We start from the raw sequence: 20430 nt of genomic DNA on the forward strand, positions 1-20430 counted from the left end.
GAACATTTTTACGCACTAGTTGCAAAGCAATTTGTCATGAGTGAAGCCGTTAAAACGTTGATCTTTCTGGCCGTGGCTGTCGTCATGGGAGGCTTGGCCTACGTCTCGCGCCCTGCACCGGCAACCAGTGCACCGGAGGAGGAAGTCAATCAGCCCCTCTTCCCGACTTTTACCGATCCGTTGCAAGCCGAGTCGATGCAGATTACCCGCTTCGATTCCGAGCGTGGTCAGATCCGCCGCTTTGAAGTCGCCAACACCAGCGACGGTTGGCAGATCAAGTCCAAAGGAGGCTACCCGGCCAACGCGACCGAGCACATGACCAAGGCCGCTAACAGCCTGGTCGACTTGAAGGTGCTGCGGATCGTCAGCGATCTTCCCGGTCAGCAAGCGGAATATGGTGTCGTGGAACCCAACGCCAACGCTATTTCGGCCGCCGACGAAGGGGTGGGCCAGATGGTCACCATCGAAGACAAAACCGACAAGACACTCGCCAACCTGATTGTGGGTGCGGCCGATAAAGAAGATCCACAATTGCGGTACGTGCGTGTTCCAGGCCGCGACCGAATCTACCTGGTTCGCTTGGACCCAACCGTCTTCTCGACGGAGTTTTCCGACTGGATCGACAAGGACCTGTTGCAGCTCAATCCATTCGATGTCGCTTCCTTGCGTTTCCGCAACTACACGATGCAGGTTGCCAACAACCAGATTCAAGCGTTGCCGCAAATGGATGCCACCGTGGCCTTCGACGCAGAGCGAAGCAGTTGGAGCCTTCTCAACCTGAAAGAGGCAGCCCCTGGCGATCAAACGCAATTGGCCGCCGCCGAGTTGCCTGCCGATGAAAAGCTGAACACGGAAAAGCTCGACGAGATTCGCAACTCCCTGGATGACTTGACGATTGTCGACGTTTTTCGCAAGCCGGAACAATTAGCGGAAGTTCTCAAGCAGGGCGAAGGGCTTAAAGGCCTCAAGCAGGAAGACCTTCCGACGCTGGTTTCCAACGGCTTCTTCCCATACCTGATGCCAGGCGAAACCGAACCGCAGTTGGTGGGCCTGAACGGCGAACTGGTCATCGAAACCCAAGACGCGATTCGTTACCGACTTTTATTCGGTCTCGAAAAGCTTGGGGGTGATAACAAAGACCAGAAGCAGCAGTACCTCTTCGTCCAAACCGAACTAGTCGACGAGATGTTGCCGCCGCCGATGCTGCAAGAGGTTCCCGAGATCAAGGAAGGGGAAGACCAAGACATCGAAGCCCAAGCCAAGGCCCGCGAGAAGATTTTGCAAGACAACGATGCCAAGATGACCGAGTATCGTGAAATGAAGAACCTGGCCACGCGAAAGATCTACGAGCTGAACACACGTTTTGCCGACTGGTATTACGTGGTGAAAGCCGAGGACGTTGCCAAGATCTTGCTCAATCGTGATCAGTTGGGCGTCCCAATCAATCAACCCACCAACCAGCCCAGCGGAGTACCAGGACGCGTCTTCCCAGGCGGTCCAGGCACGGGCATGATGCGACCACCTGCTGCCCAGCAGCCGATGACTCAGCCAATGCCTCAATCGGAACCAATGGATAAGCCGGCTTCTGAGGAGCCAGCCGATCAACCGCCAGCCGATCAACCGCCAGCGGGCGACAAACCAGCCGGCGACGAAACTCCTAAGGAAGAGGCTGCTACCAAAGAAGAGCCGGCTGAAACTCCAAGCGAGCCAATGAAGCCAGCCGAAGATATGGCCGAACCAGCAACTGAGGAGAAACCGGCCGAAACCGAAGAAACCCCAGACGCAACGCCAGAAAGCGACACGCCGGCCGAGGAATCTGCGGAATAAGCGATAAAAGTTTCGCGAAGACCAACTCCATCGCGATCCTTTCCGCTCAGGCTGTGTCGTTTCAACGAGGACAACCTGATACCCTGCCGAGAATGGACGCGAGTGATTTGCCGGTTTCCGCGAACACTTCGCCTTGGCGTTCGCGTTACATCAGCTAGAATCTAGGGAACTTGGTTTCCCCCAAGCTTTTGCGCCCATAGCTCAGCCGGATAGAGCAGCGGTCTTCTAAACCGCAGGTCGCAGGTTCGAATCCTGCTGGGCGTGCTTTTCTTTCTGCGGGCGCTGGGGCGTCACTCTTCGCCAGGATACTTTCTATCCGCCTTACGATGCATTTGTCGGCAATTGCCGGTAGGCTGAACGATCAATCTTGGAGGGCATCTTGCTGTGAATGAATCGGTAACAGATCGAAAAAGAGGGTGCCTCATTGGCTTGGCCGTGGGGGATGCGCTCGGGGCTGCCGTCGAATTCAAACCGCCGGGCTCATTTCCACCGGTGACAGGCTACCGCGATGGTGGTCCTCATCGTCTGGATGCAGGTCAGTGGACTGACGATACCAGCATGGCCCTGGCGTTGGCCGACAGTATCGGCCAGGCTGGCTGGGACCTTAACGATCAGGCATCACGCTACCTTTCCTGGATGCAAGGCGGAGCCTATTCCGTGAATGGCATTTGCTTCGACGTCGGCATCGCGACGCGAGGTGCCCTGCTTCGCTTTGAAGCTTCGCAGGATGCCTACTCGTCCGGAGATCCCTCAATACGCGCCAGCGGCAATGGATCGATCATGCGTCTGGCGCCCGTGCCGATTCATTACGCTGAATGCTTTCCGGATCGAATCAATGAGCTCGCCACCCATGCTGAGCAGTCCAGTATTCCCACACACGCCAGTCCAATTTGCCTGTCGGCGTGCCGTTACATGGCACTGGTGCTTGCCGGTTTTATTTATGGCTTAGAGCGAGATGTCGTTCTTGATCCGAAGTGGGAAGCACTCGAGCAGCTGAAATCACTTGCCCCGCTCGCCCCTGAGATCAACGAGATTGCCGACGGTAGCTTTCGCCGACGAGAGCCGCCTGAGATTGTAGGCAGCGGTTACGTCGTCAAAAGCCTCGAGGCATCCCTGTGGGCGTTTGCTCGCTCGGATAACTTTGAGGACGCCGTGCTGGACGCTGTGAACCTCGGGGATGATGCCGATACAACAGGCGCGGTCTGTGGTCAGTTGGCCGGGGCCTACTGGGGTGAAAGTGGCATTCCGGAATCACTACGAAACGGACTCGATAAGCCTGACATGCTTGAGAAAGCCTTGGCGAGTATCACCGGCTAAGCGTTTTCCGCCAGAGGGAATTTGTCTAAAATAGTAGATCGGTTCTGACCCACTACCCTGCACCATTCACGCTCACGCGCCGCTCTGCCCATGACTTGCGATCCTTCACTTTCGGCCAGCGAGCGACTGCTCAACTGGTTTCACGACCTCGATTCCTGCCTGGTTGCTTTCTCAGGTGGTGTCGATAGTAGTGTCGTGGCCAAGGCCGCCGCGCTCGCGTTGGGGGACGAGTCGTTTGCGGTAACGGCCAAGAGCCCGAGTGTTGCTGAGCGTGATCTGCGAATCGCCAAGGAGACAGCCGAGGCCATTGGCATTCGGCACGAGGTGATCGAGACGGCCGAACTGAATCGACCAGGCTATGTGGCCAACGCTCCTGATCGCTGCTTCCACTGTAAGTCGGAATTGTACGATCACCTTTCGGCGATTCGTGCAAAGTACGAAACGGCCGTGATCGTGAATGGGGCGAACCTCGATGACCGGGGTGACCATCGCCCAGGAATGATCGCCGCAACCAACGCCGGCGTCCGCTCTCCCCTTTTGGAGTGCGAGATCGACAAAGCCACGCTCCGCGAAATTGCCAAGCTGTGGGATATCCCGGTTTGGGATCGCCCTGCTTCGCCGTGCCTGGCAAGTCGGATCGCGTACGGCGTTGAAGTCACGCCCGAGCGTCTGAAGATGGTGGAACTGGCAGAAGAAACGCTTCGTTCGCTCGGCCTTCGCGATCTCCGCGTGCGTTACCACGAGGGTGATTTGGCCCGCCTGGAAGTGCCCATTGAAGCAATCGAGTGGCTCGCCAAGCCAGAGACGCGTGAAACGCTTGAGCAGCGTCTAACCGAAATCGGCTTCAAGTTCGTCACGCTCGACCTGGGTGGCCTGAAGTCTGGCAGCTTGAATCAATTGATTCAGGTATCGCTCAACGAGACTTAAATACGCAGCCGCGTCAGCTAACTTCTTTCGCAGTGCATAAAAAAAGCTCGTTCGCCGAAATGACGAACGAGCGTGAATTCTTGTATGTGCCAACTAGCTGGCGAAGATGCGATCCATTCGATCGGCGATTTCCGTGAGACGCTCGCGTCCGCCGCCGGAGATTTCTGCGGTGGCCCAGCCTTGGTAATCAATCTCGCGTAGGTTGGCCATAACCTTCGGCCAGTCGACATCCCCTTCCAAGAGCTTGGCACCGAAGCCTTTCCCCTTGCCGAAGTCTTTGATGTCGAGCTTCTTGATGCGTGGACCGAGGATCGGTACCCACTCGTGCGGTGGCGAGTACTTCACGGTGTTACCGACGTCGAAGTAGGCGCCCACCATATCGCTATCGATTTCGTCGATGAAGCGAGCGGTCTCTTTCGGATCGGTCAGGAAGTTGTTCCAGACGTTTTCCATCAGAATCTGAATGTTGAGCTCTTCGGCAAGTGGCAGGGCCTTCTTGATTTGCTCGATCGAGCGGTCCCAGCACTGGTCGTAAGTGACATCCTTGTTGACAACGCCTGGGACCAGCAACACGCTGGTTCCACCGTACGACTTGCTGGCATTGATCGCCGTGAACAGCCCCTCAAGCCCCTTCTGACGCACTTCTTCATCTGGGTCGGAAAGACGCGTATTCCAGTGAATGGAATCGACCACACCATGCACGGGTATTCCCGAGACCTCAACCGCCTTTTGAACTTCTTCCGCTTCAGGACCACCCGGCGAGTTCAGTTCGACGCCGTCAAACCCCAGTTCCTTTAAGACGGTCATCTTCTCGGCCAGCGTACCCTTCACGCCAACCATCCCAATCTTGACCGCCTTCTTGATTCGCTTCTCGCCGGAGGCCGTTGTATTGTCTGCCGCCAACAAGGATGCCGGGGTTGAAAGCGCAAGGCCTGCTGCTGCGGCGGCGGAACAGTTGGCCAGGAATTCTCGGCGGGAAGTGGACATCGGCAGGACCTCGAACAAGAAATAAAGAAGGGTTGGTACGGTCTTCATCGTACCAACCCTTGCGCGAATTTGAATGCTTGGCAGGGGAATAAATAAGAAGGAATTCCTAGCAAAATCCTTCTTTCGCCCCCCAAAGTGACGAATCGACTAGCTACCGTTCGACTCGCGTGGATCGTGGGAAATTGGATCCATGGCCTTCGTGTTTCGCTCAACCGCCAAAGCGATCGTTCGCTGTTCCAGACCATCCTTCGAGCGAGCGACGATCGGGAAGATCTGACGCTTGTCGGGGAAGTCCATCTTCACCATGAAGGTGCCATCCTCGCGAACCTTGACAGGCTCACCGGAGAGGGTGACGTAAGAACCGGCTTTGGTCGAGCCAACAACAATCATTTCGACTTCGATGTTGAGATCGAAGTCATGATTCGGCTTGCCATTGGAGAACTGATCGCCCACCAAACCCAACCGGGCAGCCATCGGCATTCCAACAGGGCGACGGAAACGCTGCTCGAGCATTTCACGCAGTTCGCCGTCGGAATGTTCTTCGTCGGCACCACCACTGAGGGCGTAGATCTTCTCGACGTTGTCAGCCACATCGTCCCAGTTCCCGTCGATCTCTTCGCAGGAGCCAGGTCGTGGCGTGGTAACGACATTACTACGAGCAATCGCGTGGAATCGTCCGTTGGTGGCCAGGTAACCCAGGTGACAGCGATAACTCTTGGGAGGATCGACGACGTCGATGTACCAATTCTTAACGCCACCATGAATCTCGATCTGCTTGACCAATCGCTCGGAACCACTGGTCATGACTTCGCCATCGACTTCCGTCACGCGAAGTACAGGAATCGACGTATGCCAGTCTTGGGCCAGAGCGGCCTTGGCACGATCGATTGCCTTGCGGGAAACTTCCCAGCAGGCATGAAGCCAATAAGAGTCGCGAACCATTAAGACCAAGCGATCCGCACCTTGTTGATCGGATGGGTTGGTCCCTAAGTCCTTAGCGGCCTGGCGTTGTTCGTACATCGTACGGATCGACTCGACCACTTTTGGATCCGACTTCTTAACCGGCTTAGCCTTCGCAGTGCGGCGTTTAGTGGTTGCCGCCGGCTTGGCCTTGGCAACGGGAGGCTTCTTGGCCGATGCTGCCGGCTTGGCAGGAGCTGCCTTGGCCTTTTTGGGCTTGCCGTTGGACTTGCTCTTGGCCGAGGTGCCACTCGACTTGGCGGCTTTGATCAACGCCTTGACGAGTTCATCCTTACGCATCGCGTGCCAACCGGTCACACCGCGACGCTTCGCCATTTGAGCTAAATCCTTTGCTGTATATTCCTTGAGTGAAGCGGCGGTGATCAAGATTAGTCCTCCTGGCTCAAAGGATGTGAGGCTTACGTCGACTGGGGGAGTGTTCACATCGCCCCGAGGCAAAACGAATTTGGGGGTCGTCGTCCATGACAGTGGTCACTCGACACGCCCCGCTCGATCCCTGAGCAGAAGCTTCACCTGAAACGCAAGTGAAAAGGGAAGTGAAATGAACTTGCGAAAAGGCCAATTACGGGGATGCAACTGGCTAATAGTTGTTGGGTAGGCTGTTCTCATTGCTGGCAACCAGCCGACGGCGACTTCCGGAAAGCCGAATTTGACTCCATTAAACCGCTATTAGCGAATTTTATGGAGGAATGCCGAACACTACTCCCGAGCGACTCGGAAACAGCTCTGCAGGGTGGCTTTCTAAATGTGCCGACAGATTTCGATTGTAGCTAAACTGAGGTAGAAATGCAACGTACCACTCCCAGGTGATACGCCGCGAAAGTGGTTCTGGTTTTGCATTTTTCCAGAAGATGTGCGCTCTACAGAAGATTTTTCGCTGGATGCCCACGCCTTGGCCCAGAGTCGATCCGGCAATCGAGCCATCCAGCCCTGTGGAGGTATATGGACTGCCCTCACAGGAATTGCCTTGTCGGTCATTCTGAAATGCCTGGGATGGACTTTGTGAAAAATTCCACGAATTCCCTCGCTGCGGCGGTTTCACCTGATTGACCCTGCCCATGGGATGAAATAGATTGACCGCCATGAGTTCATGGCAAGCTCCGACGAGCATATAGGAAAGCGAGCCGGAAGTCCCCTTTAGCAAAGGCAAACGCCTTGGCACCTCCCCTCCAACCGGACATGTCTCCGATTGCGAGAGCCTATCTGTGGGTAGGACGGATTTTTTCAATCTGCGGCGAGATGCTTTTGCCAGGTCTATTGGGTTATTGGCTCGACCAGTCCCTGGGCTTCCAGTTTTCCATTTTTGCTCTGATCGGATTTTTCGTCGGGCTCGTGTTTGGCATGACGCACTTGGTGCTGATGGCCACAACGGAACAGAAAAGCGGACGTGCGGAGGGCGCCTCCGGTGAAGTGGATCAAGACGATCCGCAGTAAACCTCCGCAGACCTGAATGCCCCGCAAGACGAAGTGATGAATACCCCCCAAGCCAACACTTCTGAAAAGCAAAATGCCCAACTGGTATGGCGAGACTTTCTGCCATGCCTGTGGATGCTGCTAGGAGTGCTCGGAGTATTCCCATTCTTTGCGGCCTATGGCTATACTCGCTTCGAGCTTCACGGCGTCTTTGCCGCGATCACTGCTGCATCGGTGGTACTGTTTGCGATGGAAGCCGCGATCCTCTCCGCTATTTTCCTGAAAAACACCGAACTCCGTGTCCAATCCGTGCTGCTGGGAATGTTTTTCCGAGCAGGAATTCCACTAGTTTTTGGAATGTTGATGCACAAGGCGGGTGGCCCGCTTGCTGAGGCCGGATTGTTTGGCATGATATTGGTCTATTACCTTTTGACCCTCGTGGTCGAAACCATATTGGCTGTCCAACTCGTATCGCAGACATCCACTATTAAGAAAGCCGTCTAACCAATGGCCGCTGACGAGATCCTGCTCCACATCAAAGACAGTTACTACTTCGAGGTTCCGAAGTGGTTGTGGAAGCACGATCATGAGTCACATTCCGACTTTCCTGATGTCTGGGTCAAGCTCGATCCAGGCTTTCAAACGTGGCAAGCCCACGAGGTCTATCAGCGCCTGGCGGAAGATGAAGCCGAAGGCCTCCCGAGTGAAGAGGACTTCCTTCACGACTACGAACATTGGCAACATGAGCCAGGCAACCACGGCAAACCCATCAAGCGTTTTCTGACCGAAAAGGTTGCCGAGAATGCCGCTGGTGGAGACACTCTGGTCTGGGCCATTGATGGCCTGGAAGTGGTAAACGACTACACCGTTGCCGAATACAAGCAATTGCCCGCGGATCACGAGCATGTTAGTTGGGCACCATCCAAGGTCGACGGCTACAACCACGCGTTGAGCGGCAAGATCTTGATCCCGCAGCCGTTTGGTGGTGAGCTTCGCAACCTTTATCAAAAGGAAGCTGGCTTTGCGATCTCGAAGTTCATGGTCATCGAATTTTTCGTGGCCGTGATCATCTCGGTTGTCTTCATTGCTTACGCCAAGCGAGTTTCCCAGGGACAACTGCCCAAGGGTTGGTTCTGGAATTTGATCGACGTCTTCATCACGTTCCTGCGTAAAGATGTCGCCAAAGCAAATATTCACCACGGTGCCGACAAGTTCGTTCCGATCTTGTGGACCCTGTTCTTCTTCATCCTGGGTTGCAACCTGTTTGGTTTGATTCCCTGGATGGGTTCCCCCACCGGTTCCATTAGCGTCACCGTCACGCTTGCCTTAGCGGTGCTCTTTATAGGCATGGGCGCCGGAGCGCAAGAATTCGGGGCGGTTGGGGTTTGGTTGAACCTGGTTCCTGGCATGGAACTTCCGACGGTCATCGCCATTATCATCAAACCGATGATGTTCGTAATCGAAATCTTAGGCTTGTTGATCAAACACGCGGTGCTTGGCATTCGTCTTTTAGCGAACATGGTAGCGGGGCACGTGGTGCTTTTAGCCATCATGGGATTGGCAGTACAAATTCAGACAGCGGTTGGCGTGCCCAGTGCAGTCGCCTGGCCGGTTGTCCTTGTGATTTTGGTTGGCAGTGTGCTCTTGAGTTGTCTCGAATTGTTCGTGGCATTCCTGCAAGCATACGTCTTCGCGTTGCTCACGGCATTGTTCATCAACTCAGAGACTCACAGTCACTAAGTTGACGAGAAATTGGCTCATACAGCCAATGCCCGCATCGCTTCCGTTTTGAATGTTTTTGTTTCACTGAGATACGCGTAAACGCCTTTTGTTACGGTTGAGGAGACCTGTTCCGTGATCAACTTTGTCAAATTGAGCATCGTGAGTGTTTTTGCTTTGCTCGCACTTACCGCTCCCGCCATGGCCCAAAGCAACGTGGGTGACCTGAAACTGAACTACATCGGTATCGGCTTGGTGGTTATCGGTGCCGGTTACGGTATCGGCAAGCTGGCTGCCAGTGCTCTGGAAAGCATGGCACGTCAACCGGAAGTTTCCGGTAACATCCAGACGGCCATGATTATTGCCGCCGCTCTTATTGAAGGTTTTACCTTCTTCGCGCTGGTTATTTGCTGGTTCGGCCCGTAACTCATTTGCGTCGCCGACGCCGTTTGTTTTCGTTCCCCCAGCATTTCCGGAATTGATTTGATATGCGCAGCAACTATTTGAAACGCACGCACTGGAGTGGTCTCACGGTCCTCCTGCTATTGGGCATCTTCCTGGCTCCGGCCTGGTCCCAGGATGACGAACCCAAGCCTGCGGAGTCAGATCCTGCGCCCATGGCCGCTGCTGAGGAAGAAGCGCCGGCCAAGGAAGCCGAACATGCCGACGAGGCAAAGCACGCCGATGGCGAGCATGCCGAGGGCGAACACAAAGACGGTGAGCACGTCGAAGGCGAGCCCGGTCATGACGAGGAACATGCCGATGGAGATCACGGCCACAACCCTCATGACCTGTCGCACAACGACGGCAGCGAAATGCTTTCAGCACCACACGAGCCAAGTCTCGATCTGGCGCTGTTCACGTTGATTGTGTTCATTCTGCTGGTGGTTGTGTTGGGCAAGTTTGCCTGGGCACCGATTCTCAACGGCCTCAAAGCCCGTGAGAACTCGATGGAAGGCAAAATGAAGAAGGCGGAAGAAATGTACGAGCAAGCCAACGCCAAGTTGGCCGAGTACACCCGTCAGCTTTCCGAAGCCCAACAGGAAATCAAGCAGATGCGGGACGAAGCGATCAAAACGGCTGACGATAAAGCCAAGCAGATCGTGGAAGCTGCCCAGCAGTCGGCTTCGGCTGAGCGTGATCGTGCGATCCGCGAAATCGATGCCGCCAAGGGTGCCGCGATCAACGAACTAGCTCAAGCTTCGGTCAACATGGCAGTCGACCTGGCGGGACAAATCACCCGCAAGGAACTGACCCCCGAAGACCACGCTAATTTGATTCAGGATTCGATTTCCAAGCTGCCTAGCAACAACTAAGCAGCCTCGCGTTATCGAACCCAAGTAACGACTTCACCTCCGTCAGGATATCCTTCAGCACCATGGCTGGAACATCTTCCGACAAACAGACGTTCGATCTCAGCCGGCAACGCATTGGCTCGGTTTACGCCAAGGCGTTGCTCGGGGCCGCCGATGACGCTGGCCAGACCGACGTCGTCCTGGACGAATTCGGCTCACTGATTCTCGACGTGATCGATCAACGCGATGATCTGCGTCATGCAATCTCGGGCAGTATTCTTTCGGAAGATCAGCGGATCGCCGTGCTGGACAAAGCCTTTGGTGGCAAGATGAACCCCGTCTTGCTGACCTTCCTGAAGGTGGTCACCCAGCACGAACGCCAAGACTGCCTGCGGGAGATCTACGCCGCCGCCGTGAAGCTCAACAACGAGCGTCTCGGCCTGGTGGAAGTCACCGCAACTACGGCTACCGAACTTCCCCAGGAAATGTCGGACAGCCTGACGGCCAGCTTGAAAGCCAAACTGGGCCGGGAAGTCGTTCTCAAGTCAGAAGTCGATCCGAGTGTCATCGGTGGACTGGTCCTGCATGTTGGGGACACGGTCTTTGATGGCAGCGTCGCCAACCGCCTGAAGCAACTTCGGCAAAAGGCCCTCGAAACCACGGCTCAGCAGGCGAAGGCGTCGCTCGAGCGATTCACCAATTCAACGCAGAGTTAAAGCAGTAGACGGTAAGTTCCATGAAATTCAACGCGGACGAAATCGCTTCTGTCATCAAGCAGGAGATCCAACAGTTCGACACGCAAGTTGACGTGCGAGAAGTTGGACGTGTCCTGGAAGTGGGTGACGGTATCGCTCGGGTCTATGGCCTTTCCGGCATCATGGCCGGTGAAATGGTCGAGTTCCCCAATGGCACAATCGGCCTGGCCTTCAATCTCGAAGAAAACAGCGTCGGTGTGATCATTCTGGGTGACTACCTCACCATTAAGGAAGGTGACGAAGTCAAAGCCCTCGGCACGCTGCTTTCCGTTCCTGTTGGTGATGCCGTGCTCGGCCGCGTGGTCGACCCGCTGGGCAACCCACTGGACGGAATGGGCCCGATTCAATCCGGCGAAACTCGTCCGGTTGAATTCCTGGCTCCTGGCGTATCGGAACGTCAGCCGGTTCACGAACCAATGCAGACCGGTATCAAGGCCGTCGACGCCATGACCCCGGTTGGTCGTGGTCAGCGTCAGCTGATCATTGGTGACCGTAAGACAGGCAAGACCGCTATCGCGATCGATGCCATCCTCAACCAAAAGAACACCGGCGTGAAGTGCTTCTACGTCGCCGTGGGTCAGAAGGACTCGTCGGTTGCCGGTGTGGTCGAAGTGCTTCGCCGCAACGGTGCGATGGACTACACCACGGTCATCGTTGCTGGTGCCAGTGCCCCTGCCCCGCTGCAGTACGTGGCACCATACGCTGGTACGGCCATGGCCGAGTACTTCATGTTCAACAAGCAAGCTGCTTTGATCGTCTACGACGACTTGTCGAAGCAAGCTGCCGCCTACCGCGAACTGTCGCTACTGATGCGACGTCCGCCAGGTCGTGAAGCTTACCCGGGTGACGTGTTCTACTGCCACAGCCGCCTCTTGGAACGTTCGTCTAAGCTGAGCGATGAGCTGGGTGCTGGTTCGCTCACCTCGCTGCCAATCATTGAAACACTCGAAGGCGAAGTTTCCGCCTACATTCCGACCAACGTGATTTCGATTACCGATGGTCAGATTTACTTGCAGCCTGACTTGTTCTTCGCTGGTATTCGCCCGGCCATGAACGTCGGTATTTCCGTTTCTCGCGTGGGTGGTAACGCCCAGATTAAGGCGATGAAGAAGGTCGCCGGTGGTCTGCGTCTCGACTTGGCTTCCTTCCGCGAATTGGAAGCGTTCGCCCAGTTGGGTACGGAACTCGACGAAGCCACTCAGCGCCGTCTCGATCGCGGTTACCGCATGGTCGAACTGCTGAAGCAGGGCCAGTACAAGCCGATGGTCGTGTTCGATCAGATTCTCAGCATCTACGCAGGTACCCGTGGTCACTTGGACGAAGTGCCCGTGGTCGACGTGCTGCGATGGGAAACCGAATACCTCGATTTTGCGAAGGCCAAGTACCCGCAAATCATCGAGAAGCTGGAAGAAACCAAGGACCTGACCGACGAAGTTCGCGATCTGATGGAAACGGCAATCGCCGAATTCCAGAAGACCTTCGTCCCGTCGGAAACTGCCGAAGTTTAATCGCCCCGCCGCGATCCTTATAGTTACTAGAAGCAATGGCCAATCCAAGAACCCTCGACAAACGCCGCAAGTCGGTTCGCAATATCAAGAAGATTACGCGAACGATGGAGCTCATTGCCACGGCTCGCTTCAAGCAAGCCATGGATCGAGCATCCGCCGCGACGGCGTTCACGCAGCGAATCACGCAGTTAGTCAAAGACTTGACCGCGGCTGATCTGCAGTTCGAGCATCCCTTGCTGGAAAAGCGGGATTCGAAGAAGAAGGCCGTCCTGCTCGTGCTGACTTCCAATCGCGGTCTGTGCGGTGGTTACAACGGAAACATTTGTCGTGCTGCGTTCCCTCGCTTGAAGGAGCTGCAGGCAGAATACGATGAAGTCGAATTGCGAATCTCCGGTAAGAAGGGGATCGCGATCTTCCGTATTCAACGGAAAATGACGCCCGAACAGAGTTATCTTCACTTCGAAGATAAGCCGAAGTACGAAGAGGTCGAGCCGATTGCCGTGGATCTTCTGGATGGTTTCCAGGCCCACGAAATCGATCGTCTGGACGTCGCATACATGAAGTTTGTTTCCAGTGCTCGCCAAGAGCCAACCCTGGAAACGCTGCTTCCGCTGGGTGCCCTCGAAGGCGTCTCGGAAGGTGACGCTAACGCGGCAAAGGGTTCCAACTACGAGTTCATTCCTTCCGCGGAAAGTATCCTGGAAGAAGTCGTGCCGACCAGCTTCAAAGTGAAGTTGTTCAAGTGTTTTCTGGACGCGGCCGTCTGCGAGCAGATTGCTCGTATGATTGCGATGAAGGCAGCAACCGAGAACGCGAACGACCTGATTAAGTACCTGTCTCGCGAATTCAATCGTGCACGACAGAGCCGAATTACTAACGAAATTATGGAAATCATCGGCGGCGTCGAAGCTCTGGCCAGTTCCTAACGAGCTTTGTGCGTAGCCCCGATTCCCACAAAACCTATTGGTCTGAATTTCCACCGAGAAAAGAAATATGGCGACTGCTACCGACCAGAAAATCGGAAAGATCACCCAGGTCATCGGTTCGACCTTCGATGCCGAGTTTGGTGAAGGCAACCTTCCGCCGATCTACAATGCCGTTAAGGTATCCGGCGACTACAAAGGCGTCAGCATCAACCTGACCGGGGAAGTCCAGCAGCACTTGGGCGGTAACCGCGTTCGCTGCGTTGCCCTGGGTAGCACCGACGGTTTGATCCGCGGTTTGGACTGCGTCGATCAAGGCAAGCCGATTTCGGTTCCCGTTGGTAAGGCAACCCTCAGCCGCGTGTTCAACGTGACCGGCGACCCAATCGATGGTCGTGGTCCTGTTGAAGCCGATGACTACATGCCGATTCACCGTCAGGCCCCAGCGGTCGACGAACTGTCGACGAGCACCGAAGTGTTCGAGACCGGTATTAAGGTGATCGACCTGCTCACCCCGTTTGTTCGTGGTGGTAAGGCAGGTCTTTTCGGTGGTGCTGGTTTGGGTAAGACCGTTATTCTCACCGAATTGATCGCTCGTATCGCTTCGTCGCACGGCGGTTATTCGGTGTTTGCCGGCGTGGGTGAACGAACCCGTGAAGGTACCGACCTTTGGTTGGAAATGCAGGAAACCAAGATCGGTGACACCGGTCGTTCCGTTATCGAACAAACGTGCATGGTGTTCGGTCAGATGAACGAGCCGCCAGGTGCCCGTCTTCGCGTGGCTCTATCGGCCCTGACCATGGCCGAATACTTCCGCGATTCGACCGGTACCGACACCCTGCTCTTCATCGACAACATTTTCCGCTTCTCGCAAGCGGGTTCCGAGGTGTCCGCCCTCTTGGGTCGTATGCCATCGGCCGTGGGTTACCAGCCAACGCTGGCAACCGAAATGGGTGCCTTGCAGGAACGTATCGCTTCGACCAAGAAGGGTGCTATTACCTCGGTGCAAGCCGTTTACGTTCCGGCGGACGACCCGACCGACCCTGCCCCGGCGACGGCGTTTGGTCAGTTGGACGCGTTTATCTACCTGGAACGTTCGATTTCGGAAAAGGGTATTTACCCGGCGGTCGATCCGCTGGCATCGTCCAGCCGTATTCTCGATCCGCAGTACGTCGGCGAACGCCACTACGCGATTGCCCGCCGCGTGCAAACCACGCTACAGCGTTACCGCGAACTGCAAGACATCATCGCGATTCTCGGTATCGACGAACTTGCCGAAACGGACAAAATCATCGTCCACCGTGCTCGTCGTATCGAACGCTTCCTGTCGCAACCGTTCCTCGTGGCGGAAGTCTTCACCGGTAAGCCGGGTGAAATCACGCCGCTGGAAGACACCATCCGCAGCTTTGAAGAAATCTGCGACGGTAAGTGGGACCACCTGCCCGAATCGGCGTTCATGTACGTCGGTGCCATCGAGCAGGCGGAAGAACAAGCCAAGAAGATGGCCAAAGAGAAGGGTTAATCAGTGCCTTCCATCCAATGCGTCGTGGTCACGCCAGAAAAGACCGCACTCGAAACGACAGCTGACTTCATCGCCCTGCCACTGGCAGACGGCGAAATGGGGATTGGTGAAAACCATGCCCCCGTCATCGGTCGTCTCGGCTACGGCGAAATGCGAATCGTTTCCGCCGGCGAGACCAAGCGTCTGTACGTCGACGGTGGCTTCGTCCAGATCGCCGACAACGTGGTTAATATCCTGACCGGCAAGGCGATTCCGTCCAGCGAAATCGACGTCGATCAGGCGGAAAAGCAGCTTGAGGAAGCATCCAAGGCTGTTGCTCCGACCGACGAACTCGCGGCAATCAAGACGCGAAACCTCGAGCAGGCTCGCAACCAGATCCGAGCCGCCAAGCGATCCGCCAACTAGTTCGGCGTCGCTCACGATCTTCTTCTGATAGCATCCATCAACGTTCTTGATGCTATCGGAAATTCTGCGATTTGGCCGCAATCCAATGCGCTGCCAGATTGTCTATCTTACCGAAACGCCACCGCTGGTAATCTGCGCGGGAAAAGGCATCTTCTTACAGAAGATTCCGTGCGACAACGATTCCCTTTCTGGTCGATCATTTCAAAGAAGTACCGGCAATGCCGCTACGTGAATGCATCGAGGGTGAAGGTAGAGTCAGAATGCGTCCAGATTCACAGCTTGGAAAATCGGAAGCCCATCTGTCCGGCGAAGGCCGCCGGTCAGCTGCCTCGCTGCGGATTTCCCGCGGCCTGGTCAATCAGCGCGAGCGTGAAATCGAAGTCCCCGTGTTTACCCTGGGATCTGCCGCCGACTGCGACTTGATCCTGGGCGACGAGCAATTTCCTGAACTTTACGCCTACATTCTCCGTACACACGACGGATACCGACTCCGCTGCCTGACGGCCGAGCCCATCCTAACGGTTAATGGCGAGGATATCGTCGCGACGCAGCTGCAAAATGGGGATCGCATTCGCTGCGGCCCTTACGAGTTCCACTTTCAAAAATCGGTCAACTCTTCGGTTCAATCGTCAGAGTTGCCCCAATCACAAACACCAATCGTTGACATGCCCTGGGTTGCGACCGACGGCCAGGCCCGGGACGGCATCGACACTGTCCACTGTTTGCTTCGCGATATTCGGACGCGAATCAACGGCGGATCATTCACTGAAGCACTTCGCCGGTCCGCCTGACTCGGCATAACCCCGTGAATCGGAAGAGTAGGTTTGATGCAACCGATTGCTCCTATCTTAGGAAATGAGCCAATATCGCTCATGCCATACGAGGACGACGTGCTCGAGTCGCTGCGCCAAAGTCGAACGGCGATTGCCACGAGCGACGATCCGACGGTGATCATCTCGGCACGTTGCGACCTCTTGAACGATGAACTTCAAGACCTATACGAGCGTTTGCTGGCGACCAGCTGAGTTCTTCTCAGAACAAGTTGCCAACGCGAAGCAGGCCTATTAGCATCGGAGTCGTGAACGAGAACTCCGCATCATCCCAGGTCCGCCCCGATTCGCTGCATCGCTTGCGAACCTACGTGGGCATTTGGCTGCCCTTTCTTTTTCTGGCGAGCTTCTTCTTCGGCAAAGCTTTCGCCTATCAAGAGCAGTTCCTCTTTCGCGATGCTGCACACTTCTATTACCCTCTGTTTCACGAAGTAACGCGGCAGTGGAAAGCAGGCGAAGTTCCCCTTTGGTCTCCCTTCGATGGCCTTGGGATGCCGCTGGCGGCCGACGCGACGCCCAGTGTGTTTTATCCCGGCAAGCTGGTCCTTTTGACGCCGCTGGGCTTCAACTTTGGCATGCGCATGTACGTGGCGATGCACTTTGCCCTGGCCTACGGTGGCATGGTCTGGGCCGCACGCATGTGGGGATGCTCGAACTGGGCAGCCGTCCTTGCAGCGATCACCTACGCGTTTGGCGGCCCCGTTCTTTCGTATCACGCGAACATTATCTTTCTAGTCGGCGCAAGTTGGCTTCCCTTTGCCTTGGCAACCGGCTGGATGCTGGCCCGCCGCCCTTCCCTGCTCCCAGGCATTGGTTTGGCCCTGGCACTCACCATGATGATCTTGGGAGGCGATCCCCAACTGGCCTTCCATACGATGATGATGCTGGCCATGGCGGCCGTCTTATTTGTCCTCCCCTGGCGTCGACTCGCCAGTTGGAGACAGTGGATCCAGTGGCGCGCGTTTCGTATCGGGGCACTGGTCGCTTCGGCCTTATTGGCCGCGGGCTTGTCGGCCATTCAGATTCTACCGACCAGCGAGTGGGCGTCGCGAAGTTTACGAGCGACGACCGATCAGCCTCGCAGCGTCTACGAGCTTGCCCGAGGCGTAGGAGCCGGAGAGAAAGACCGCTGGAATGCTCTGCTGGGCAACCCGACGCCGAATACGCATGCGCGGCACAGCTACGATTTCAGCATCGGACCGTGGAACTGGCCCAATATGTTGGTCGCTAATTTCAGCGGTAGGATGTATCCGAAGAATGAACGTTGGGTACGTGCAATCCCTGCGGAAGGACGAATCTGGTATGCCTCGCTGTTCATGGGCACACTGGCCATGTTTCTCGCCGGCTACGCGATTTGGAACCGTCCGTCGCGGCGCGTCGATCGCTGGTTGGTCGCCATTGCACTGTTTGGCCTGATCGCTAGTCTCGGTTGGTACGGCTTGGGTTGGCTGATCCTTGAAATCGGTTACAGCTTGGGCTGGGAAGGTGAGAACCTGTCGATCGGATCACCGTTTGGCGGCCTGTATTGGCTGCTGAATATGGTCGTCCCCAAGTATGCCCAGTTTCGGTATCCAGCGAAGTGGTGGATCTTCCTGGCGTTTGCCTTGCCGCTGCTGGCGGGGCGAGGGCTCGATCAACTTCGTATCACGAAGCGAGGACTTCGATCGACGGTCATCGTCGCATCGGTACTTCTTTTGGCCGGCGGTATTGTTCTGGCGAGTGCCGCTTGGCTTTCGTCGATGATTCCCAGCATACCGAACGATACGCTATACGGCCCGCTCGACTCAGCGGCCGGTATCTCCCAGATGGCAGTTGGACTGATCTCGGCAGGTTTGGCCCTGGCTGTGGGTATCGCTGGCGTGCGTTTCTTGCCACGTCGATTGGCACTCATGCTCGTATTGAGCGTGGCAACCTTGGAACTGGCGATCGGCAACGCGTGGGTCGCTCCGACAGCGTCGCAGGATTTATGGAATCAAAGCGGTTTCGATCTGACGTCCCAGCCGCTGGAAGCGAGGAACTTTCACCCCATCAACTTCTTCGATCGCACAGAAAACAGCTACCCGCCTGAGTTTGCCGAGACGGGCTCGGACGATCGCATGATCGCCGGACTCAAGATTGATCGCCAAAACAGATTTCCACGTTTTCAACTTATCGATACCGTTCGCTCTGCACCTTCGGTGGTAAGCATCACACCCCGCGATTATGAAACGATCTGGACGCTGGCCCGGTCGGATCGAAAGCTGATGAACTTCAGTTGGGATATGCACGGCATCCAGTGGATCGCCACGAATGGACCGTGGCCGGAAGCATTCTGGCAAGCCGATATCGACTGGACTTCGCCGATCGATTCGTTGCCACCCAAAGAAGACTTCTCAAAGACCAGGGATCTTCTCGAGGCACTAGAAAACGATGACCAACTGCGGAACCTGAAGATTACCAATTGGAAGCGATTGCCATTCACCTATAAATGGGATTCGACCATTCATTTTCCGGTCGTCCTCGAAGCCTCTCCCCAAGACCAACTCAAGCAGCCGGCGGCACCTCCAACGGCCAGCGTAGTCACCAAGCTCGACCGCACAAGCGCTGGCCAGATGACCCTACATTTGAATGGCAGCCAACCTGGCTGGGTCATTTTCCGAGAATACTTCGACCCCGGCTGGCAGTGTACCATCACCGATGCCCAAGGCTTTGAGCGCACCGGCATACCGATCTTTCGTGCGAACCGTATCCTGATGGCCGTTCCTGTCTCTGCCGGCGACACCACGGTTACGCTCACCTATTGGCCCCGATCGTTTGTGATAGGAGCGGTGGTGTCTGGCCTCAGTTGCCTAGCCTTGCTGGTCTTGTTACTGACCAAGGCTTGCTTGGCCATTCTCAAACGGCGTTAGATTTGGAAATTGAGTTCCGGTTGCAAATCTTCGACCGCTTCGGATCGTAGTCGCAGCCGAGGCTTTTCCAAAAGGACCGTTGTGTTGGGATCGACACTTCGGGTGAGCCACACGCTGGAGCCTACCACGCTGTGGTTTCCTACCACGGTACGTCCACCCAGCACGGTCGCGTTGGCATAGATCACCACGTGATCTTCAATCGTCGGGTGACGTTTCATGCCACGGACGATGTTGCCTTCGTTGTCGGTATCGAACGACAAAGCACCCAGCGTCACACCTTGGTACAGCTTAACATGCTTGCCGATCTCGCAGGTCTGGCCAATCACCACGCCGGTGCCGTGATCGATGAAGAAGAAACTTCCGATCGTCGCGCCGGGGTGAATATCGATACCGGTCTGCTTGTGAGCCCACTCGGTCATCATACGCGGAATGAACGGCACGCCCAGCTTGTACAGCGAGTTGGCCACACGATAAACGGTGATCGCTTCCAGACCTGGGTAGCAGAAGATCACTTCGTCCAGGTTGGTGCAGGCCGGGTCGCCATCGTAGGCCGCTTGTACATCGGTGGCCAGGATGTCACGCAGGTCGGGAATACGATTTAAGAACTCAATGGCCATTGCCTGGCCTTTGGCTTCGTAGTCGGTCTCTTCAAGCGGATTGCAGGTATCCGGCTTGCCGTTGACGCGTTCGTCGTGCCGCAAAGCCCGAGCAATTTGATTGGTCAGCTTATCGTGCAAGCCATCGATCAGGTCGCCCACATGGTAAGTGATATTCCCCATGTGCAGACCCTCGCGGCGCTGGTAGCCGGGGTAGAGTATCTCTTTGACGTCTTCGATGATCTCGATCACGACGTCGTAGTTAGGCAGCGGGCAGTGACCGAGATGGTTGATTTTGCCAATCTGCTGGTACGTACTGACGATGCGATCGGTCAGCGTGGGAAGATCTTCTTTCAGACGTGCATCGGATGCCATGGCGATTATCCTTCTATTTTGAACCGAGGGAGAGAGTAGTTACTGGTGGAACAGGTCTGTCGTGGCAGCAAGTGCCAGCATGCGTTGGGGTTAGCAACAACAGAGGCAGGTTCGACAGTAACAGGTTGCCAGCAGATGCATGGTTCGGTTCAAGTTTGCCGG

At 55.8% G+C, this 20430-nt stretch carries 19 protein-coding genes and 1 tRNA gene; 17 read left to right on the top strand and 3 right to left on the bottom strand.

What is annotated here, in order from left to right; genetic code table 11:
- Window positions 1–36: 36 nt before the first annotated feature.
- The 4 genes from PSR63_RS03070 to larE all read left to right on the top strand — a co-directional run bounded on the left by PSR63_RS03070 (window position 37) and on the right by larE (window position 4071).
- Window positions 37–1827 (top strand): DUF4340 domain-containing protein, encoded by a 1791-nt coding sequence (locus PSR63_RS03070; RefSeq protein WP_274330644.1) that lies wholly within the window; start codon window positions 37–39, stop codon window positions 1825–1827.
- Window positions 1828–2017: 190 nt separating this feature from the next.
- Window positions 2018–2091, top strand: a tRNA-Arg gene (locus PSR63_RS03075).
- A gap of 120 nt (window positions 2092–2211) precedes the next feature.
- Window positions 2212–3144: an ADP-ribosylglycohydrolase family protein gene (locus tag PSR63_RS03080; RefSeq protein WP_274330646.1), complete on the top strand. Its 933-nt coding sequence runs from the start codon at window positions 2212–2214 to the stop codon at window positions 3142–3144.
- A gap of 90 nt (window positions 3145–3234) precedes the next feature.
- Window positions 3235–4071 carry an ATP-dependent sacrificial sulfur transferase LarE gene (gene larE / locus PSR63_RS03085; RefSeq protein WP_274330648.1) on the top strand — a complete coding sequence of 279 codons (837 nt, stop codon included), beginning with the start codon at window positions 3235–3237 and terminating at the stop codon, window positions 4069–4071.
- 93 nt (window positions 4072–4164) lie between these two features.
- On the opposite strand, the gene PSR63_RS03090 is transcribed toward larE, so the two are convergent.
- Both PSR63_RS03090 and PSR63_RS03095 read right to left on the bottom strand, forming a co-directional pair.
- Window positions 4165–5106, bottom strand: coding sequence for a sugar phosphate isomerase/epimerase family protein (locus PSR63_RS03090; RefSeq protein ID WP_274330649.1), 942 nt, complete (start codon window positions 5104–5106; stop codon window positions 4165–4167).
- A 99-nt stretch (window positions 5107–5205) separates the two neighbouring features.
- Window positions 5206–6462 carry a DUF4912 domain-containing protein gene (locus PSR63_RS03095; protein WP_274330650.1) on the bottom strand — a complete coding sequence of 419 codons (1257 nt, stop codon included), beginning with the start codon at window positions 6460–6462 and terminating at the stop codon, window positions 5206–5208.
- A gap of 756 nt (window positions 6463–7218) precedes the next feature.
- Between PSR63_RS03095 and PSR63_RS03100 the strand changes: the two genes are divergently transcribed.
- From PSR63_RS03100 to PSR63_RS03160, 13 genes are all read left to right on the top strand, one after another.
- On the top strand, window positions 7219–7473 hold the full coding sequence (locus PSR63_RS03100) for a hypothetical protein (RefSeq protein ID WP_274330651.1): 255 nt from the start codon (window positions 7219–7221) through the stop codon (window positions 7471–7473).
- A 36-nt stretch (window positions 7474–7509) separates the two neighbouring features.
- The gene (locus tag PSR63_RS03105) at window positions 7510–7956 is read left to right on the top strand and encodes a hypothetical protein (protein ID WP_274330653.1); all 447 of its coding nucleotides are present in this window, start codon (window positions 7510–7512) and stop codon (window positions 7954–7956) included.
- A gap of 3 nt (window positions 7957–7959) precedes the next feature.
- Window positions 7960–9192 (top strand): F0F1 ATP synthase subunit A, encoded by a 1233-nt coding sequence (atpB, locus tag PSR63_RS03110; protein WP_274330655.1) that lies wholly within the window; start codon window positions 7960–7962, stop codon window positions 9190–9192.
- A 180-nt stretch (window positions 9193–9372) separates the two neighbouring features.
- Window positions 9373–9597 carry an ATP synthase F0 subunit C gene (gene atpE, locus PSR63_RS03115; RefSeq protein ID WP_105355332.1) on the top strand — a complete coding sequence of 75 codons (225 nt, stop codon included), beginning with the start codon at window positions 9373–9375 and terminating at the stop codon, window positions 9595–9597.
- Window positions 9598–9659: 62 nt separating this feature from the next.
- On the top strand, window positions 9660–10487 hold the full coding sequence (gene atpF / locus PSR63_RS03120; protein ID WP_274330657.1) for a F0F1 ATP synthase subunit B: 828 nt from the start codon (window positions 9660–9662) through the stop codon (window positions 10485–10487).
- A 62-nt stretch (window positions 10488–10549) separates the two neighbouring features.
- On the top strand, window positions 10550–11182 hold the full coding sequence (atpH, locus tag PSR63_RS03125) for an ATP synthase F1 subunit delta (RefSeq protein WP_274330659.1): 633 nt from the start codon (window positions 10550–10552) through the stop codon (window positions 11180–11182).
- A 20-nt stretch (window positions 11183–11202) separates the two neighbouring features.
- A complete protein-coding gene (atpA, locus tag PSR63_RS03130) occupies window positions 11203–12729 on the top strand; it encodes a F0F1 ATP synthase subunit alpha (RefSeq protein WP_274330661.1) in 1527 nt (508 codons plus the stop codon).
- A 35-nt stretch (window positions 12730–12764) separates the two neighbouring features.
- Window positions 12765–13655 (top strand): ATP synthase F1 subunit gamma, encoded by an 891-nt coding sequence (gene atpG / locus PSR63_RS03135; RefSeq protein WP_274330663.1) that lies wholly within the window; start codon window positions 12765–12767, stop codon window positions 13653–13655.
- 67 nt (window positions 13656–13722) lie between these two features.
- Window positions 13723–15174, top strand: a complete 1452-nt coding sequence (gene atpD / locus PSR63_RS03140; RefSeq protein WP_274330665.1) for a F0F1 ATP synthase subunit beta — start codon at window positions 13723–13725, stop codon at window positions 15172–15174.
- Between the two features lie 3 nt (window positions 15175–15177).
- Entirely contained in the window at window positions 15178–15579 is a 402-nt protein-coding gene (atpC, locus tag PSR63_RS03145; RefSeq protein ID WP_274330667.1) for an ATP synthase F1 subunit epsilon, read from the top strand.
- 260 nt (window positions 15580–15839) lie between these two features.
- Window positions 15840–16370 carry an FHA domain-containing protein gene (locus PSR63_RS03150; RefSeq protein ID WP_274330669.1) on the top strand — a complete coding sequence of 177 codons (531 nt, stop codon included), beginning with the start codon at window positions 15840–15842 and terminating at the stop codon, window positions 16368–16370.
- Between the two features lie 36 nt (window positions 16371–16406).
- Entirely contained in the window at window positions 16407–16604 is a 198-nt protein-coding gene (locus PSR63_RS03155) for a hypothetical protein (protein ID WP_274330671.1), read from the top strand.
- A 53-nt stretch (window positions 16605–16657) separates the two neighbouring features.
- The gene (locus PSR63_RS03160) at window positions 16658–19297 is read left to right on the top strand and encodes a hypothetical protein (RefSeq protein WP_274330673.1); all 2640 of its coding nucleotides are present in this window, start codon (window positions 16658–16660) and stop codon (window positions 19295–19297) included.
- Here PSR63_RS03160 and PSR63_RS03165 read toward each other — a convergent pair.
- A complete protein-coding gene (locus tag PSR63_RS03165) occupies window positions 19294–20268 on the bottom strand; it encodes a serine O-acetyltransferase (protein ID WP_274330675.1) in 975 nt (324 codons plus the stop codon). The genes PSR63_RS03160 and PSR63_RS03165 overlap by 4 nt on opposite strands.
- Window positions 20269–20430: the final 162 nt, after the last annotated feature.

The organism is Bremerella sp. P1, assembly GCF_028748185.1.
Classification (GTDB): Bacteria; Planctomycetota; Planctomycetia; order Pirellulales; family Pirellulaceae; genus Bremerella.

Coding starts and splice junctions, on each gene's coding strand:
- larE (WP_274330648.1), top strand. CDS start 3,235: ATGACTTGCGATCCTTCACTTTCGGCCAGCGAGCGACTGCTCAACTGG.
- atpD (WP_274330665.1), top strand. CDS start 13,723: ATGGCGACTGCTACCGACCAGAAAATCGGAAAGATCACCCAGGTCATC.
- PSR63_RS03165 (WP_274330675.1), bottom strand. CDS start 20,268: ATGGCATCCGATGCACGTCTGAAAGAAGATCTTCCCACGCTGACCGAT.
- atpA (WP_274330661.1), top strand. CDS start 11,203: ATGAAATTCAACGCGGACGAAATCGCTTCTGTCATCAAGCAGGAGATC.
- PSR63_RS03105 (WP_274330653.1), top strand. CDS start 7,510: ATGAATACCCCCCAAGCCAACACTTCTGAAAAGCAAAATGCCCAACTG.
- PSR63_RS03100 (WP_274330651.1), top strand. CDS start 7,219: ATGTCTCCGATTGCGAGAGCCTATCTGTGGGTAGGACGGATTTTTTCA.
- atpH (WP_274330659.1), top strand. CDS start 10,550: ATGGCTGGAACATCTTCCGACAAACAGACGTTCGATCTCAGCCGGCAA.
- atpF (WP_274330657.1), top strand. CDS start 9,660: ATGCGCAGCAACTATTTGAAACGCACGCACTGGAGTGGTCTCACGGTC.
- PSR63_RS03090 (WP_274330649.1), bottom strand. CDS start 5,106: ATGAAGACCGTACCAACCCTTCTTTATTTCTTGTTCGAGGTCCTGCCG.
- PSR63_RS03070 (WP_274330644.1), top strand. CDS start 37: ATGAGTGAAGCCGTTAAAACGTTGATCTTTCTGGCCGTGGCTGTCGTC.
- atpG (WP_274330663.1), top strand. CDS start 12,765: ATGGCCAATCCAAGAACCCTCGACAAACGCCGCAAGTCGGTTCGCAAT.
- atpE (WP_105355332.1), top strand. CDS start 9,373: ATGGCCCAAAGCAACGTGGGTGACCTGAAACTGAACTACATCGGTATC.
- PSR63_RS03155 (WP_274330671.1), top strand. CDS start 16,407: ATGCAACCGATTGCTCCTATCTTAGGAAATGAGCCAATATCGCTCATG.
- PSR63_RS03150 (WP_274330669.1), top strand. CDS start 15,840: ATGCGTCCAGATTCACAGCTTGGAAAATCGGAAGCCCATCTGTCCGGC.
- atpB (WP_274330655.1), top strand. CDS start 7,960: ATGGCCGCTGACGAGATCCTGCTCCACATCAAAGACAGTTACTACTTC.